Origin of the sequence: Streptococcus pseudopneumoniae (assembly GCF_001070815.1) — a bacterium.
Classification (GTDB): Bacteria; Bacillota; Bacilli; order Lactobacillales; family Streptococcaceae; genus Streptococcus; species Streptococcus pseudopneumoniae_P.
The window spans coordinates 1-16,815 of record NZ_JVLX01000046.1; the positions used below are offsets into that span (position 1 = coordinate 1).

At 42.7% G+C, this 16,815-nt stretch carries 15 protein-coding genes; 1 reads left to right on the plus strand and 14 read right to left on the minus strand.

What is annotated here, in order from left to right; all coding sequences use genetic code 11:
* The first annotated feature begins 130 nt into the window (after positions 1-130).
* A complete protein-coding gene (locus ADG81_RS05265; protein WP_049551119.1) occupies positions 131-2,497 on the plus strand; it encodes an ATP-dependent RecD-like DNA helicase in 2,367 nt (788 codons plus the stop codon).
* Between the two features lie 153 nt (positions 2,498-2,650).
* Here ADG81_RS05265 and tig read toward each other — a convergent pair whose 3' ends face one another.
* The 14 genes from tig to ADG81_RS05335 all read right to left on the minus strand — a co-directional run.
* The gene (tig, locus tag ADG81_RS05270) at positions 2,651-3,934 is read right to left on the minus strand and encodes a trigger factor (RefSeq protein WP_049551120.1); all 1,284 of its coding nucleotides are present in this window, start codon (positions 3,932-3,934) and stop codon (positions 2,651-2,653) included.
* A 92-nt stretch (positions 3,935-4,026) separates the two neighbouring features.
* A complete protein-coding gene (locus ADG81_RS05275) occupies positions 4,027-4,683 on the minus strand; it encodes a DNA alkylation repair protein (RefSeq protein ID WP_049551121.1) in 657 nt (218 codons plus the stop codon).
* A complete protein-coding gene (locus tag ADG81_RS05280) occupies positions 4,684-5,316 on the minus strand; it encodes a response regulator transcription factor (RefSeq protein ID WP_049551122.1) in 633 nt (210 codons plus the stop codon).
* A gap of 10 nt (positions 5,317-5,326) precedes the next feature.
* Complete coding sequence (locus ADG81_RS05285) at positions 5,327-6,325, minus strand: sensor histidine kinase (protein WP_049551123.1); 999 nt, start codon at positions 6,323-6,325, stop codon at positions 5,327-5,329.
* A complete protein-coding gene (liaF, locus tag ADG81_RS05290) occupies positions 6,322-7,020 on the minus strand; it encodes a cell wall-active antibiotics response protein LiaF (protein WP_049551124.1) in 699 nt (232 codons plus the stop codon). Before liaF ends, ADG81_RS05285 begins: the two co-directional genes overlap by 4 nt.
* A gap of 77 nt (positions 7,021-7,097) precedes the next feature.
* Positions 7,098-8,108, minus strand: coding sequence for a type 2 isopentenyl-diphosphate Delta-isomerase (fni, locus tag ADG81_RS05295; RefSeq protein ID WP_049551125.1), 1,011 nt, complete (start codon positions 8,106-8,108; stop codon positions 7,098-7,100).
* Positions 8,092-9,099: a phosphomevalonate kinase gene (locus ADG81_RS05300; RefSeq protein WP_049551126.1), complete on the minus strand. Its 1,008-nt coding sequence runs from the start codon at positions 9,097-9,099 to the stop codon at positions 8,092-8,094. The genes fni and ADG81_RS05300 overlap by 17 nt, the downstream gene beginning before the upstream one ends.
* On the minus strand, positions 9,086-10,039 hold the full coding sequence (gene mvaD / locus ADG81_RS05305; RefSeq protein ID WP_033686440.1) for a diphosphomevalonate decarboxylase: 954 nt from the start codon (positions 10,037-10,039) through the stop codon (positions 9,086-9,088). The genes ADG81_RS05300 and mvaD overlap by 14 nt, the downstream gene beginning before the upstream one ends.
* On the minus strand, positions 10,021-10,899 hold the full coding sequence (gene mvk, locus ADG81_RS05310; RefSeq protein WP_049551127.1) for a mevalonate kinase: 879 nt from the start codon (positions 10,897-10,899) through the stop codon (positions 10,021-10,023). Before mvk ends, mvaD begins: the two co-directional genes overlap by 19 nt.
* Positions 10,900-11,021: 122 nt before the next feature.
* Complete coding sequence (locus tag ADG81_RS05315; RefSeq protein WP_049551128.1) at positions 11,022-11,963, minus strand: N-acetylmuramoyl-L-alanine amidase family protein; 942 nt, start codon at positions 11,961-11,963, stop codon at positions 11,022-11,024.
* 99 nt (positions 11,964-12,062) lie between these two features.
* On the minus strand, positions 12,063-12,752 hold the full coding sequence (locus ADG81_RS05320) for a response regulator transcription factor (RefSeq protein WP_049551129.1): 690 nt from the start codon (positions 12,750-12,752) through the stop codon (positions 12,063-12,065).
* Between the two features lie 11 nt (positions 12,753-12,763).
* On the minus strand, positions 12,764-14,188 hold the full coding sequence (gndA, locus tag ADG81_RS05325; protein ID WP_000158781.1) for an NADP-dependent phosphogluconate dehydrogenase: 1,425 nt from the start codon (positions 14,186-14,188) through the stop codon (positions 12,764-12,766).
* 75 nt (positions 14,189-14,263) lie between these two features.
* Positions 14,264-15,673 carry a cell division site-positioning protein MapZ gene (gene mapZ / locus ADG81_RS05330; RefSeq protein WP_049551130.1) on the minus strand — a complete coding sequence of 470 codons (1,410 nt, stop codon included), beginning with the start codon at positions 15,671-15,673 and terminating at the stop codon, positions 14,264-14,266.
* Between the two features lie 12 nt (positions 15,674-15,685).
* Positions 15,686-16,815 (minus strand): THUMP domain-containing class I SAM-dependent RNA methyltransferase (locus ADG81_RS05335; protein ID WP_049551131.1); only part of this gene is annotated, 1,130 nt, incomplete at its 5' end.

Sequence of the window (16,815 nt, forward strand, 5' to 3'; positions counted from 1 at the left end):
AATGAAAATCAAAGAGCAAACTAGGAAGCTAGCCGCAGGCTGTACTTGAGTACGACAAGGCGAAGCTGACGTGGTTTGAATTTGATTTTCGAAGAGTATTAACTCTCACCTATTTATGCAAAGGAATCTTATGGAAGTTTATTTTTCAGGAACCATTGAACGGATTATTTTTGAAAATCCCAGCAATTTTTATCGCATCCTCCTCCTAGAAATCGACGATACGGACGCAGAGGATTTTGATGATTTTGAAATTATTGTCACCGGTACCATGGCTGACGTGATTGAGGGAGAAGACTATACTTTTTGGGGGCAAATTGTCCAGCACTCCAAGTATGGGGAACAACTGCAAATCAGCCGATATGAACGCGCAAAACCAACTAGCAAGGGCTTGGTCAAGTACTTTTCAAGTAGCCATTTCAAGGGAATTGGTCTCAAGACAGCTCAGAAAATTGTGGATACCTATGGCGACAATACCATTGACGAAATTCTGCAACACCCAGAAAAGTTAGAAGGCATCGCAGGACTCTCTGCCAAAAATCGCGAGGCTTTCGTCTCCACTCTCCGTCTCAACTACGGAACCGAGATGGTTTTGGCCAAACTAGCCAACTACGGCATTCCCAATAAACTAGCCTTTCAGATTCAAGACTTTTACAAGGAAGAAACCCTTGATGTGGTTGAAAATTATCCCTACCAGCTGGTTGAGGATATCAAGGGTTTGGGATTTACTATTGCTGACCAATTAGCGGAAGAACTAGGCATCGAAAGTCAGGCTCCTGAACGCTTCCGCGCCGGTCTAGTTCATAGTCTTTTTCAGGCCTGTATGGAAACAGGGGACACCTATGTTGAAGCACGGGATTTGTTAGAACAAACCCTTACTCTCCTTGAATCTTCTCGTCCCGTGGAACTGGACCCCAGCCAAGTGGCCCAAGAGCTCTCCTACCTGATCGAAGAAGACAAGGTTCAGCAGATTGATACCAAAATTTTTGATAACAGCCTCTTTTTCGCTGAGGAAGGTATCCGCAGTCACTTGGTTCGTATCCTTGAAAAAGGAAAACAGAAGAGCCAAGATTTAGAAACCATTCAAAAACATATCACTACTGTCGAGGAAGAACTGGGAATTGAGTATGATAGCATTCAAAAACAAGCTATCAGTGACGCTATCCAGAACAAGGTCTTTATCCTAACAGGTGGACCTGGTACTGGTAAGACAACTGTTATCAATGGTATCATCGCTGTTTATGCCCTTTTAGAAGGACTTGACCTCAGGAAAAAAAGCAATCTGCCGATTCTTCTTGCTGCTCCAACTGGCCGAGCAGCTCGGCGCATGAATGAATTGACAGGTTTGCCTAGCGCGACCATACACCGCCACTTGGGAATGACAGGCGACGATGATACCAGTCATCTGGAAGATTATCTGGATGCTGACTTTATCATCGTGGATGAATTTTCCATGGTGGATACTTGGCTGGCCAATCAACTCTTCTCCAACATCTCTTCTAACAGTAAAATCCTCATCGTTGGCGACAGCGACCAGTTGCCTTCTGTCAGTCCTGGACAGGTTCTAGCGGATCTGCTTCATATTCCCTTGATTCCTCAGACTCGCTTGGAAAAAATTTATCGACAAAGCGAAGAATCAACCATCGTCACCCTAGCTAGTCAGATTCGACAGGGTATCTTGCCAGCTGATTTCACCCAGAAAAAAGCAGACCGTTCCTACTTTGAAATCGCTAGTGGTCATATCCCTGCTACTATTGAAAAGATTTTAGGCGCTGCCCTTAGAAGTGGTATCCCTGCTCGTGATATTCAGGTTCTGGCTCCCATGTACCGAGGGACTGCAGGGATTGATTCCATCAACCAACTCATGCAAGACCTGCTCAATCCACCACAAAAAGACCAACTCAGTTTTGAAGCTCCCCAGTGCCACTATCGTAAGGGGGATAAGGTCATTCATTTGGTCAACGATGCTGAAATCAATGTCTTTAATGGAGATTTAGGAGCCATCACAGACCTGATTCCTGGTAAATATACCGAATCGAAACAAGACGAGATTGTCATTGATTTTGATGGCAACGAGGTCTCTTACCCACGTAACGAATGGTACAAGATTCGCCTGGCCTATGCCATGAGTATCCATAAGTCCCAGGGAAGCGAGTTTCCTGTTGTCATCCTACCGATTACCAGTGCTAGCAGGCGCATGCTGGAGCGAAATCTCATCTATACAGCCATTACACGCGCCAAAAGCAAGCTTATCTTACTAGGCGAATTACAGGCCTTCGACTATGCTACCCAACATATCGGAACTGCCCGAAAAACCTATCTGATTGAACGTTTCAGTGATTTATTGGAGAATGTTGAAGAAAAGCAACAATCTATCTCTGAAACTGCCACATCAAGTGACTCTGAACAATCCTACATCCTGACAGAAGAAAACTGGGACAGCATCCCAGCCATGATTGGGATTACAGAGGCAGACCTCAAAGAGATTTTTGGAAAATAGTGCATAAGAAAACCCACCAATTCAGGTGGGATTTTTGTTTATTAATACTCAATGAAAATCAAAGAGCAAACTAGGAAGCTAGCCACAAGCTGTACTTGAGTACGGTAAGGCGACGCTGACGTGGTTTGAATTTGATTTTCGAAGAGTATAAGATTATTTAACTGTTGCTGTGCTTGTAATCAATTCAACAGCTTTTTTAATTGTGATGTCGTGTTTCAACATATCAGCTGAAAGCAAGCTTTGTACTTGAGCAACTTCCATGTTGTAGTCTGCTGCCAATTGCTCAACTTCTTTTTGGATTTCTTCTCCTGAAGCATCAAATCCTTCAGCTTTGGCAACTGCTTCGATAACAAGGTTAGTCTTAGTACGTGACTCAGCTTCTCCCTCGTATTGTTTGTGAAGATCTTCTTGAGTAGTTCCAGTGATTTGGAAGTACATGTCAGGGTTGATACCTTGACGTTGCAAGTTTCCAAGGAATTCATTAACTGAACGGTGAACTTCTTCGTGGATCATTTCTTCTGGAAGTTCTACGATTTCAGCGTTTTCTACAGCTTTATCGATTGCTGCTCCTTCAACTGCATCTTTGTATGCTTCTTCTTTAGCAGCAGCCAATTCTTTGCGGTATTTTTCTTTCAATTCAGCAAGTGTTTCAACTTCTTCATCGATGTCTTTTGCAAGCTCATCGTCAAGAGCTGGAACTTCTTTAGCTTTTACTTCGTGGATAGTTGTCACGAATTTAGCTTCTTTACCTGCAAGATCTTCTGCTTGGTAGTCTTCTGGGAATGTTACGATAACATCAACAGTTTCGCCAGCTGAGTGACCTACCAATTGGTCTTCGAAACCAGGGATGAATTGACCTGAACCAAGTCCAAGTGAGAAGTTTTCACCTTTTCCGCCGTCAAATTCAACACCATCGATAGAACCAACAAAGTCGATGACAACAGTGTCGCCGTTTTCAGCAACAGCTTCCTTGATAACCAATTCAGCCAAGTTGTTGCGTTCGCGTTCGATACGTTCTTCAACGTCAGCATCAGTTACTTCTTTTTCTACATCAACTGATACTTCAAGGTTTTTGTAGTCACCCAATTTTACTTCAGGTTTTGTAACAACTTCAGCAGTGATAACCCAGTCTTGACCTTTTTCCATTGAAGTTACGTCAATTTTTGGTTGAGCAACGACTTCAAGACCAGCTTCTTTTACAGCTGCTTCATAAGCATTTGGCAAAAGAGCGTTCATAACGTCTTGGTAAAGTGACTCTTCACCAAATTTTTTGTCGAAGATAGGGCGTGGAAGGTGACCTTTACGGAAACCTGGAACATTAAGAGATTTCTTCACTGAGTTGAAGACACGGTCCAATTCTGGTTTGATTTGGTCTTGAGAGATAGTGAAAGTCAAGACACCACGGTTTGTTTCTTTGTTTTCAAATGATACAGACATTCTGTCATTTCTCCTTAAAATTTTTTAAATACAGTCTATTATAACATAAATGGGCGACTTTTTTCAAGTAACGAATGCTCTTTTCAATCACGCTAGAGGTACTTGCTTGCTTCTTTGATACTAAGGTCAGCCATTCTTTCCTTGTTTTTCTCAATGAAGCCTGCTACCCAAGTTGGATTGGTTTTGGAGTAGTCTCTTAGAGCCCAGCCAATGGCTTTATTGATAAAGAATTCTGTTTGGTTCAAATTATGAAGCAGAATCTTTTCCATTAATTGAACATTGGTCTTCTCTTTTCTTAACAACTGGTGGTCAATAGCGACACGTCTCAGCCAGATATTATCTGATAGGCTCCATTTTAAGATTATTTCTTCTAGTTCAGGGTGGTCATACACCAAACTCCCTACTACTCGATCTAGGATATCTACGGTATCCCACCAGGATTTTGTGACGACTAACCGCTCAAGCTTAGGTAAATCGTTCTCCGTTAGATAAGACTGCATTGCTTTCAAATAATTAGCAGCCACATATTGGTATTCTCTAGGCTCCTTTCTCCAGCAAGTATCTACAAAATTCCAGTCGATAATCTTTGTTTTTTTCGCTTTTGGAAAGTATTTTTTATAGAGTGCATTTCTTTCAGGAGCCGCAACGCCTAGGAAGAAAAATTGATGGCGCATATAGGCTTCCATGGGCCCTGCATTTTTTGAATCTCTTGCTGCTTCTAGCTCAACAAGTAAATCTGTTAGACTCATCTAAAACTCCTCATGCCCCACCAAGTGGTGCTGAAAGGCATAGACTGCAGCCTGGGTACGATCGCTGACTTCAAGTTTGGCTAGGATATTGGACACATGGGTCTTGACCGTCTTGAGAGAGATAAAAAGTTCATCTGCGATACGCTGATTTTCGTAGCCCTTGGCGATGAGTTGGAGAACATCTCGCTCACGCGCAGTCAGGTCCTCATGTAGTTCTATGTGATTGCGGTGGTATTCGACTTTTTTGCTGACCTCTTGCTCAATGGCCAACTCCCCAGCAGCCACCTTACGGACAGCATGGAGCAGTTCGTCGGCACTAGAAGTCTTAAGCATATAGCCACGAGCACCTGCATCTAAGACGGGCATGATTTTTTCATTGTCCAAATAAGAGCTCACAATCAAAATCTTGGCTTCAGGCCATTCTTTGAGGATAGCCAAGGTCGCATCAATTCCATTTATCTCAGGCATAACGATATCCATGACAATGACATCTGGACGCAGTTTCAAGGCCAAGTCAATACCTTGAGACCCGTTTGCCGCCTCGCCCACAACTTCTACATCGTCTTGGAGGTCAAAGTAACTTTTCAAGCCCAATCGGACCATTTCATGGTCATCTACTAGTAAAATTTTCATCTCTACTCCTTTATGATTCCTTACCTAACAAGGGAATACGGATATCAACTGCCAGTCCTTGCTTGGGAGCTGTTAATAACTGAACCGTCCCTGCCATATCTTCGACCCGCTCCTTGATATTACGAAGTCCATAACTCAAGTCGTCTAAGCTCCCCAACTGGAAACCAATCCCATTATCCACCACCTTCAGCTGCAATTCAACATCCGTCTGATAGAGATAGACATCCAAACAAGAGGCCTGGGCATGGCGGAGGGTATTGCTGATCAACTCCTGCAAGATGCGGAAGATATGCTCCTCGATTTTCTTGGGCAATTTCGTCACATTTTGCTTGAAACTAACCTTGAGATCGCTCTTGTCCTCAAGCTCTTTTAAGAGGATTTGAATTCCCTCAACCAGACTCTTCTGCTCCAGTTCAACTGGTCGCAAATGCAAGAGCAAGACTCTCAAGTCCTTCTGGGCTGTTTCAAGGATGGCTGTGACGCTCTGCAACTGGGTCTGCATCTTTTCTCTATCCAATTTCAAAGACTGCTGGCTGACACCTGACAAAATCATGTGGGCCGCAAACAACTCCTGACTGACTGTATCGTGCAAATCCCGAGCAATCCGCTTCCGTTCTTTCTCGATGATTTCCTCTTCCTGAGCAAGACTCTGATTTTCTGCTTTTTGAAGAGCTTCTGTCAAAAGATTAAGTTTACCTGACAAGGACTTGAAACTGGCATCCAAATCTGGATCTGCAAGCCGAATCACTTCTTGTCCTGCTAATAAACGCTTGAGATTAGACTGCATTTTTCTTAGAGAAAGCTCTTCGATAGCTCTCCAAAACAGGGCTAAGAGAAAGGTCATGGACATGCTGAATACCAACAACAAAAAGATAAATTTTTCTGTTTTTTCGACATCATGTAAGAAAATAGACCAGTCAAAGTCAAGGATGTCCAGCAAGCTGTGGGACAGAAATAAGACAAACAGGATGGAGGTGAGGGCAATGATTACATAAGCTTGTTTTTTCATCCTCTGACCACCTCCACATCGCCAATCATAGTGGTCAAGAGAATCTTGACGCTCTTGTTACTCTTGAGATAATCTCTCGTTTCTTGATGATAGTGTTCATTACGTAGAGCTCGCTTTGGATGATTAAAAAAAGTCAAATCCCCATAGAGACAGTTAACACTGAGACTAACTTCTACATCTACGGGCACAATGATTTTGGTCGTACCTACCATCTTTCTGAGGATAATGACATTATCGTGATTGGTTAGGATTACCCTCTCCAGATGAATAGTGTCTTTACCCATGAGGCGAAAAATATTGATATCATCAAATTGGCAAGTCTGGTAACTTGAAAAATGATGGAGATTACCAAACCAACGATTTTTCTCCTTCTTAACCGTCACCACATCTTCAAACACCAAATTGGTCTGATCTTTTTCCTGATTCATCATCGGGTAAAGAAGAAATAGACTGTATATAACCGCAACAAAAATAGCTAGAATCACAAAAGGATTGAGCATGACGATGAAAAAGAAGAGAATGGTTGCCACCACCAAAAGAAGGTTATTGCCCTCTTTACCAGTGTAATAGCGAATCAAAAGCAAAAAGAGGAATAAAATCAGCAGAAAACGCGAAAAATGCTCTGAAACCATCAAAATCAGAGCTCCTGTCAAAAGACAGGCTTCGATAAATAAAAAGATTTTAAATTTTCTCATAGGTTCATCCTCTCCCTTCTATTTTATCACAATTCAAAAAAGTCACCTCGGTCTGAAGATGGAAAAAAAGGCGGTGGTTACGCCTTTTTCATCTGATCCTTTGCTTCTTTTAATTTTCCATAAAGAAGATAGTCTACTTTTTGTAAATCTGCTATAGTGGCACAATTAAGGGCACACATAATCAAACGCAGGTCGTCTTTCCAGCCTTGGACAATGCCAATCACTTCTTCAACTGTGTAGGTTTCAACCAATTCTAGAACTGTTCGAGAGAGTCCTACAGCCTTAGCACCAAAGACCAAACACTTAATCATATCCAGCGGATTGCGAACACCTCCACTAACTAAGAGTTGGACCTTGTCTTTCCAGTCTTGGGCATTGATAAGGGCCTGCATGGTGGACTGGCCCCATTGATTGAGGTAGTCACGTTGACCACTGCGACGGTTTTCGATATAAGCAAAGCTGGTGCCACCACGTCCTGATAGATCCACTGTACGAACACCCAGTTCATAGGCTCTTTCGATGGTCTTCACATCCATTCCAAAACCTACTTCCTTGAGGACAATCGGAACAGGGATTTGCTTGCCATAGTCTGCTAGGTGCGATTGCCAGTTTCTAAACGTTCTTTCTCCCTCAGGCATGAGCAATTCCTGCATGACGTTGACATGCACTTGCAAGAGAACAGGATTCATCTCTTCTACAGTCTGAAGACCTAACTCGACAGGCTTGTCCAATCCAATATTGGTTCCAAGAAGGAGATTTGGATGATCAGACTTGACAGAAAAAGAGTCAGCTGCTGGATCTTTAAGGGCTGCGCTATAAGAACCCGTTACAAATAAAATATCACAGGCTTCCGCCACCTGAGCCAGCTTTTGATTGATTTCTCTTCCCTTATCGCTTCCACCCGTCATGGCATTGATATAAAAAGGAAAATCCCACTTTCGACCAGCAAACTCTGTCGACAGATCGACTTCATCCAGGTCGTAAAGAGGCAAGGAAGAATGAATCAACTCCACCTCATCAAAGCTATTATAGGAACTTTTCTGCTCAAGGGCATAGCGGATGTGCTCATCCTTACGATTTGTCGTCATGTCCTATCCTTTCTTGGTATAAGAGCTCAATCCCCAGATCGGCCCAACGGTTTTTTAGGGTTTTAGTTGATTGCTCATCAAAACTCAAGGCAATACCACAATCACCACCACCAGCACCGCTACTCTTGGCGACAGCTTGCAAATCTTGACTAGCTTCTTTCAACTGTCTAAGCGAAGGCGTGTAAATATCTGTGCTCAAGCCTTCTAAGAGCTTGCTGGCCACTTCTACTTGCTCGATAATTTTTTCTGATTTCACCTGTTCCAAGGCTTCTACCAAAGAAACCACCGTTTCTTTTGAGGAACTTAAAAAATTCTGATTGATATTTTGCTTGATTTGCTGGACCATGTGACTCGATACAGCCACTTGCTTGGTCCATCCCACTAGGAAATCACATTCTAGGGCAGGTTGTACATGTGAGATTGAAAAGCCCCAATCACGCTCTAAAACAGTCGCTAAGTTTTCTTCTTCCAACCAAGCAGCCACCTTCTGGCGATCAAATGACTGGTAGAGAACCAAATCCTCTGCCACAATACAGGCAATGTCCCCCATAGAACCATTGTCTCCGCGCTTAAGCAAGACAGCACTGGCCAGCTTGAACAAGAGGTTCTGATCAATCGAAAGATTATACAGAGCCAGCAGAGCCTTGATGACCAAGACAACGACGCTACCGCTAGAACCTAAACCAAACTTTTTCCCTTCTCGTTCCATTTTTCCACGGATTTCTAGAGAAAAAGGTCGCAAGGTCTGCCCACGATAAACGAGGAAGCCATTCATCAAAGCAATTGTTTCTTGAATCAAGCTATAGTCAGGATTTGGCGTCAAATCAACTGCGAAATCAAACATATCTGAGTAGATACGGTAACTATCAGAAAAAGCAATCTCGCCCTTCATATAGATGGGAATAGCCTTTATCAAGGCCAACTGTCCGGGCTCTAAAATAGCATATTCACCTGCCCAATAAAGTTTCCCGCAAGTTTTAACAGCAATCATCTTGACTCAAATCCTTTGTTTTTGACACAATCAAGCGATAACGTTGACCGAAGATTTCTGACAAATGCTCCAAGTCTTTCTCTTGACAGAGGACTTTGACATTGGGTCCTGCATCCATAGTAAAGTAGCAGGCTTCCCCTTGTTCACGAAGCTGGCGGACAAAGTCCATGGCTTCATAGCTTGCATCCGTCAGATAAGAAAAGGCTGGTGATGCTGTTTTGGTCGTAGCGTGCATAGCCAGGGCATTTTTCTCCGTTAATTCCCCAACCTTAGCAAAGTCGTTCTCTTTGAGATAAACCAGCATATCCTGATAATCCTTCTCAGACTGACGCACCCAGTCATCAAAGGTCGTCGAGGTTTCCACACAAAGTTTCATCCCGTCACGGCTAGAGATTGGTTTTTTCTTATCCTCTAGCACCAACATAATCATAGCTAGTTTCAAGTCTGTCTCTACAAGGTAAATTTCCCCGCTATCCTTGTCCCAGGCACCTAGCGGTCCATAAAAACTCCGAGAGGAAGAACCTGAGGCAAACTTAGCCTCCTGTGCCAACTGACTTCTATCCAAGCCAAGCTTGAAATAAGCATTGCAAGCCTTAACTAAGGCGGATAAACCACTAGAACTTGAAGACAAGCCCGCTGCGGTAGGCATATTGTTTTGAGTATCAATACGAACAAAGCCATCACCATCTGGACGGTAGCGGTCAATAATCTTGCTCATCTTGGCATGCTCAACCTCATTTTGTAACTGACCATTGATATAAAATGCATCAGCAGTCGCATCCGTTGGTAAAGGCGACAAGGTCGTCTCCGTATACATATTCTCCAAAGTCAGAGAGATACTGCTAGTAGCAGGCACCATCTCTTTTTCTTTTTTCTTTCCCCAATATTTGATAATAGCAATATTTGCGTAGGAACGTACTGTTACAGGCTCTCTATCCATATCTGAACAGCTCCTTTCTCTTCTAATCTTTCTACTAGTTCTTGTGCGTGTGGCAAATTGGGTGCCAAGGCTATGATACAGCCTCCAAGCCCACCACCGCTCATCTTGGCACCCAGAGCTCCATGTTTAAGAGCCGTTTCAACCAAAGAATCTGCCTCAGGACTACTAACACCAATTTCTTTTAAATGCAAATGCGCTTGACTAAGGATTTGTCCCAGCCCTTCAGCATCTTTTCGTGAAATCGCTTCTTCTGCCTGCCGAGTCAATTCTCCCAAGGCATGCAAAAACGGTAAGGCATCCTTGCCCTTGCTTTGAACCACTTGGATGGCTTCACGAGTATGACCATAAACACCCGTATCGGCAATCACCAAATAGGCGGATAAATCCATCTCAAGCTCTGTAAATCCTACGTTCTTAATAAAGCGAATAGGCTGGTCACTGAGACAGGTCTTAGCATCCAAACCACTAGGATTCATATGGGCAATCATCTCAGCTCGATTGACCAAGATTTCTAGTACATCATGAGGCAGTTCTGCCTGATAATAGTCAAATACCGCACGAATGGCCGCTATGCTGATAGCCGCTGACGAACCCATTCCCCGTTTTTCAGGGATAGCCGAGTCAATCTCACAGCGAATGCAGGATTCTTTGATATCCAAATACTCCAGTGAAGCATACACCGCCATGGACAAGGTATCCTCTTCATAGAGACGCCAAGGACTCGCTGCAGGAACTACCTTACAAGTCACCTCCACCTCCAAAAGAGGCAGGGAAATAGCCGGATAACCGTAAACGACTGCATGCTCCCCAATTAAAATTATCTTACTATGTGCCTGACCGACACCAACCTTTTTTGTCATGTTATCCTTTTACTAGACGGAAAGACCGTCTTATTTTTCACACAAGTATTGATTCTTTCCTATCTATTTTATTATATTTTCATAAAAAAAGCGATTGTTTCCATTCACAATCGCTTTTTTCATTATTGAACCCATTCGCCATTATAGTTGACAGAATAGCCATCTACAGTGGTATTCACTGCCAAGGCACCTGAGCTATAAGCATAGTGCCATTTGCCATTGACCTGGAACCAACCAGTTGCCATAGCTCCTGATGAACGGAGATAGTACCACTTGTTACCGAGGTATTGCCAGCCTGTTTTCATATCGCCATTTTCAGCATCTAAATAGTACCAAGTTGAGCCTTCCTGATACCAGCCAGTTGCCATTGCTCCTGATGAGCGGAGGTAGTACCACTTATTGCCAAGTTGTTCCCAACCAGTTTGCATTGTAGCAGTTGTTGGATCTAGATAGTACCAAGTTGAGTTATCATTGGTCCAACCACGCACTAGCTCCCCAACCGTCAAACTGTCGATACGAGCATCAAAGCCACTATCCTTTTGTAAATAATACCAGTGTCCCTCATCATAAATCCAACCAGTTTTTAAGGTGTGATAACTACGTTGATCTTCAAAATAATAGACTCGTTTCTCTGCTGGACTATCATATTGTTCCCCATGATGTTTGTTGGTATTTGTAGCAGTTTTTGCCTCTAAAACTTGCTTGCCAACAAATTCTTGTAGGACCCCATCTTGATTAAAGTAATACCATCTTGGCATTGGCATAAATTCTAATCTTAAACCATTTGGGTAAGGACCAATTGTACTACCTTTAGACGGAAACGGGATATATTGCCAGCCAACAACCATCTCTCCTGATACATGATCAAAATAATAGTACTTGCCATCAATCACTCGCCAAGCCTTTTCTTTGATGTCACCCTTCTTGTAGTAAGTTCTACCATTTTCTTGGACAAATTGCCAACCTTCTGAATCAGCATCATCCGCCAATACTGCCTTTGTTGCCAGTAAACCAAAGAAAAAGAATACTAATGCGATTTGCATCAATTTTTTTATTATTTTCATTAGACCTATCCTCCATAGCTGATTGTAGCAAATACAAAATCGCATGTCAATATATAGAACACCCCTCAAAAAAAGCAGTTACATAACTGCAACTGCTTTCTATTCTTGCATGGTGTAACCGACACCACGCACGGTTTTAATGTAGCTTTTTTGATCTTTTACATCAAGCTTGCTACGTAGATAACGGATATAGACATCCACGATATTGGTTTCGGTCGCACTTTCATACTTCCAGACACTTTCCAACAACTGTTCACGAGTCAGAACTTTCTTGCTTCCCATAAGAGTAGCCAAGAGGTCATACTCACGACGAGTCAGAGCAATCATCTCCTCGCCACGATAAACGGTATGATGTTCTACATCCATACGCAGATTGCGATAAGACGTTGGAACCTTCATCTGACTACAATGTTGGTCGATAAAGTCCCGACCTCGGAAAATCGCTGAAATACGAGCCACCAAATTATCAATAATAACTGGCTTATAGATGTAAGAAACGGCAAAGCGTTGGATTGTCTCAATCTGATCTTGCAATTCTTCACGATGGTCCAAGACCATAATCACTGAGGCTGGCTTAGTCCGACTCAGCTTGTCTGCAAAATCCTGGGCTGTCATATCCCCCAGACGAGCATTCAATAAAATCAAGTCATAGTCTGTCTGAAGAGCCATGGAGAGGGCTTTTTGCCCCTCCTCAACCTGATCAACTCGGTATTGCTCTTTTTGGAGTTCCAAACTTAAAAAATGAGCTAGATTTCTTTCTTTCTCAAGTAATAAAATCCGTTTCCCCATGGCAGACCTACTTATTTTTCGTCATACCAAGAGTAGTGGAATGTTCCTTCTTTGTCTTTACGTTGGTAAGTGTGGGCACCAAAGTAATCACGTTGCGCTTGGATCAAGTTAGCTGGAAGGTCAGCTGAACGGTAGCTATCAAAGTAAGTAATAGCTGCTGAGAAAGTTGGCACTGGCACACCAGCTTGAACCGCAAGAGCTACGATATCACGCACTGCTTGTTGGTACTTAGCAGTAACATCCAAGAAGTACTCATCCAAAAGAAGGTTGGCAAGATCTGCATCACGGTTGTAAGCATCTGTAATCTTTTGCAAGAAACGAGAACGGATGATACAGCCATCACGCCAGATAGATGCGATGTCTGCAAATGGCAAGTTCCAGTTATTTTCTTTAGAAGCTACACGCAATTGAGCAAAACCTTGTGCGTATGAAATGATTTTTGAGAAGTAAAGGGCTTGACGGATTTTTTCAATCAACTCAGCCTTGTCTCCTTCAAAGTTGAAGGCAGCTGGTTTTGGAAGAACTTTGCTTGCATGCACACGTTCTTCTTTGTAAGTTGAAATGTAACGTGCAAATACTGATTCAGTGATGAGTGACAATGGCACACCAAGGTCAAGTGATGATTGGCTAGTCCATTTACCAGTTCCCTTGTTACCTGCAGCATCAAGGATGTAGTCTACGATTGGTCCATCTTGACCTTCATCGTCTTTACGGCTCAAGATATCAGCTGTGATTTCGATTAAGTAGCTGTCCAATTCACCCTTGTTCCACTCAGTAAAGATTTCAGCCATATCTTCTGCAGAAAGGCCTAGCAAGTGTTGCATCAAGTCATAGCTTTCTGCGATCAATTGCATATCACCATACTCGATACCGTTGTGAACCATTTTCACATAGTGACCAGCTCCATCAGGACCGATGTAAGTCACACATGGTTTGCCATCTTCTGGTGCTTTAGCTGAGATTTCTTCAAGAACATCCGCAACCAATTCGTAGGCCTCTTTTTGTCCACCAGGCATGATAGACGGACCTTCAAGGGCACCTTTTTCACCACCAGAAACTCCAGTACCGATAAAGTTGATACCTGAGTTTGCCAATTCTTCATTACGACGGATTGTATCTTTGTAGAAAGTGTTTCCTCCGTCGATCAAGATATCACCCTTGTCAAGGTGTGGAAGAAGGGCTTGAATTGTAGCATCTGTACCAGGTCCAGCTTGAACCATGAGCATGATACGACGAGGTTTTTCGATTGAGTTTACAAAACTTTCAACATCATAGCTTGGTACAAAGTTCTTTTCAGGATGGCAAGCAATTACATCTTCAGTTTTTTCTTTACTACGGTTGTAAATAGCAACTGTGTAACCACGAGATTCAATATTAAGGGCAAGGTTACGACCCATTACGGCCATACCAACAACACCAAAGTTAGCTTTTGTCATTTGACACTCCTCTTGTTTAATTTGTTTTATTTTATCATTTTTACTTTTGAAAAGAAAGAATTTTGTAACGACTGCTTAGTAGTCCAAGTCATCCGCATGTCCAGAACCATTTCCAACAAAGTATCCTGTCTTACAGTTAAGGGTAAAGAGATAGGTTCCATCTGGCTTGTAGAGGTTGTAATAACCATTGCCATTAACGATATTGACACGTTCAAGGATGTATTGGTTACCAGTGATATAACCACGTGAACGTGAAGTCGCTAGAATTTGTTCTAAGACACCATCCGCGAAATCCCAGGCAGAATTATTGCTATCATCAATAGCAGACTGGTTATAAGAAACACGACTCGCACTTCTTTGAACAGCAACCCCTGCACTTGATACACCCATATTGACTTCACTGCGAGTACTGCTAGTTTCAGTTGATGCAGTATTTGAGCTACTTGGACTTGTTTCACTAGCAGTATTTTCACTTGCTTGACTAGAGCTTGAGCTGCTAGTTTCACTTGAACTTGAGCTTGAAGCACTTGTTTGCTGGCTCTTACCAAGGCTGATAGCCTTATCTAGCAATTTATCAAGCTCCGTATTTCCAGTTTTAATATCTGTAAATTTAGCATCCGATTTGGCTTTGGCATTTGTATCTACAACACCATCAACAATAGCTGGCTTTTCAAATTGAGCATTGACCTCTTGAATGGCCTTGATTTGCGTTTCGAGGCTATCATATTTAGATTTTGCAAGCGTATATTCACGACTACCTTCTAATTTATCAAGTAAGGTCTTCAGTTGGCTCAGTTTATCAAACTGGCTATTCTTCAAAGCTGTTTTGTTGCTATCTGTATAGAAAGCATCATATAAATTATTGAATTCTTCTGCATCTGACTGCGTGTTTGTAGATGATTGAGAAGTCTGGATTTCCTTGGTCGAACGAGCTACTTGACGATAAACATAATAACCAGTTCCAAGGATAAGAACCACTAATGCGGCTAGAATACCGTAAAGCACCCATTTCTTCTTACTTTTCCCATCTTCACTATCCGTCACTCGAGAACGTGTGAGAGCCTCTTCCGCTCCAACCAATGGTACCTCTTCAGTCTCAAATTCTTCGACAAGAGGAGTTTCTGAAACTCTTGTTAATTCTAAATCATCAAACTGACGCAATTCATCTTCTGGAGCTGGAGAAGTTACTCCTGTTTCCTCACGAAGCTCTTGAAGCAAATTATCCAGAGTCTGAGTCTCCTCTACCTCTTCTTTTTCAACTAAATCATCCTTGCTAAACTGGCGTGTTTCAAACTTATCTGCCTCAATTTCATCTTTATGTTGTTTCACATACTTGTCCAAGATAGAATCTCCAGGCAACACACCTGCTTCCACCTCTTCATTTTTTCGCATAGCTTCTCCAACCGTTAGCTCTTTGGCATCATCAAAATCAAATTGCGCTTCTGGATGTTCTGTTTTATGACGATTCCGTCTGTTCTTACTCATGAGTTTTCCTTCCTACTTTGCTTCCTGACGTTTAACACGCTGACCAAAATATTGATACAAATCAACTTTTAAAGTTCCGTTGTACAACTTCCGTTTCTTATCCGCCTGACTACCGTACTTGGTCTCAAAAGCTTCATCACTAGTTAGGATAAATTTACTCCACGTTTTCATCGGGGCAAATACTTGACCCATCTCAGCATAAAGCTTGGTAACCCCTGCATCATCTGACAAACGTTCACCATAAGGCGGGTTGGAGATAATCACTCCATTGATTTTATCGGAACGTAAATCCTGCACGCGCATCTGCTTAAAGGTAATATCGCCTGCAACCCCTGCTGCCTGAGCATTAGCCTTAGCAATTTCGACCATACGTGCATCGATATCACAACCCATGATATCTAGTTCCAGTTCACGATCTACTTTTTTGGCTGCTTCTGTACGCACTTCTTGGATCAAACGATCGCTAATCCAGTTCCACTCCTCAAAGGCAAAGGAGCGACGAAGACCAGGCGCCATCTTTCTAGCAATCATAACTGCCTCGATACAGAAAGTTCCCGAACCACAGGTAGGATCAATCAAAGGCTTGTCTGGATACCAGTTAGAAAGTTGCAAAATGGCTGCTGCCATGTTTTCCTTGATAGGAGCGCCACCTTTTTCTGTACGATAGCCACGTTTAAAGAGACTGGATCCTGTCGTATCAATCATGACAGTTGCTACGTCTTTCAGAATAGAAACTTCAATCTTAAACTCAGGACCAGTCTCCATCAAGGGAATACCTTCTGGACGAGCATAATGTTTCTGCAATTTCTTAACAACAGCCTTCTTTGAAATAGCCTGTACACTTGGCTCATTGTGCAGTTTAGATTTAACACATTTAGCTTTGGCAATCGGAAAGCGAGCACCAAGCGGTAAATAATTTTCCCAATCTAGGGCGAAAACTCCCTGAAACAGCTCCTCAAAAGTCTTAGCTGGGAAAGTTCCTACGATAATCTTAATACGGTCTGCTGCACGAAGCCAGAGGTTGGTTTCGATGATGGCTCTCGCGTCTCCTTGAAAACGAACACGGCCATTTTCAACCTGACAATCGTAGCCCAACTCCCGCATTTCTCGCCCAACAACGGCTTCAAGACCCGCCGCAGCGG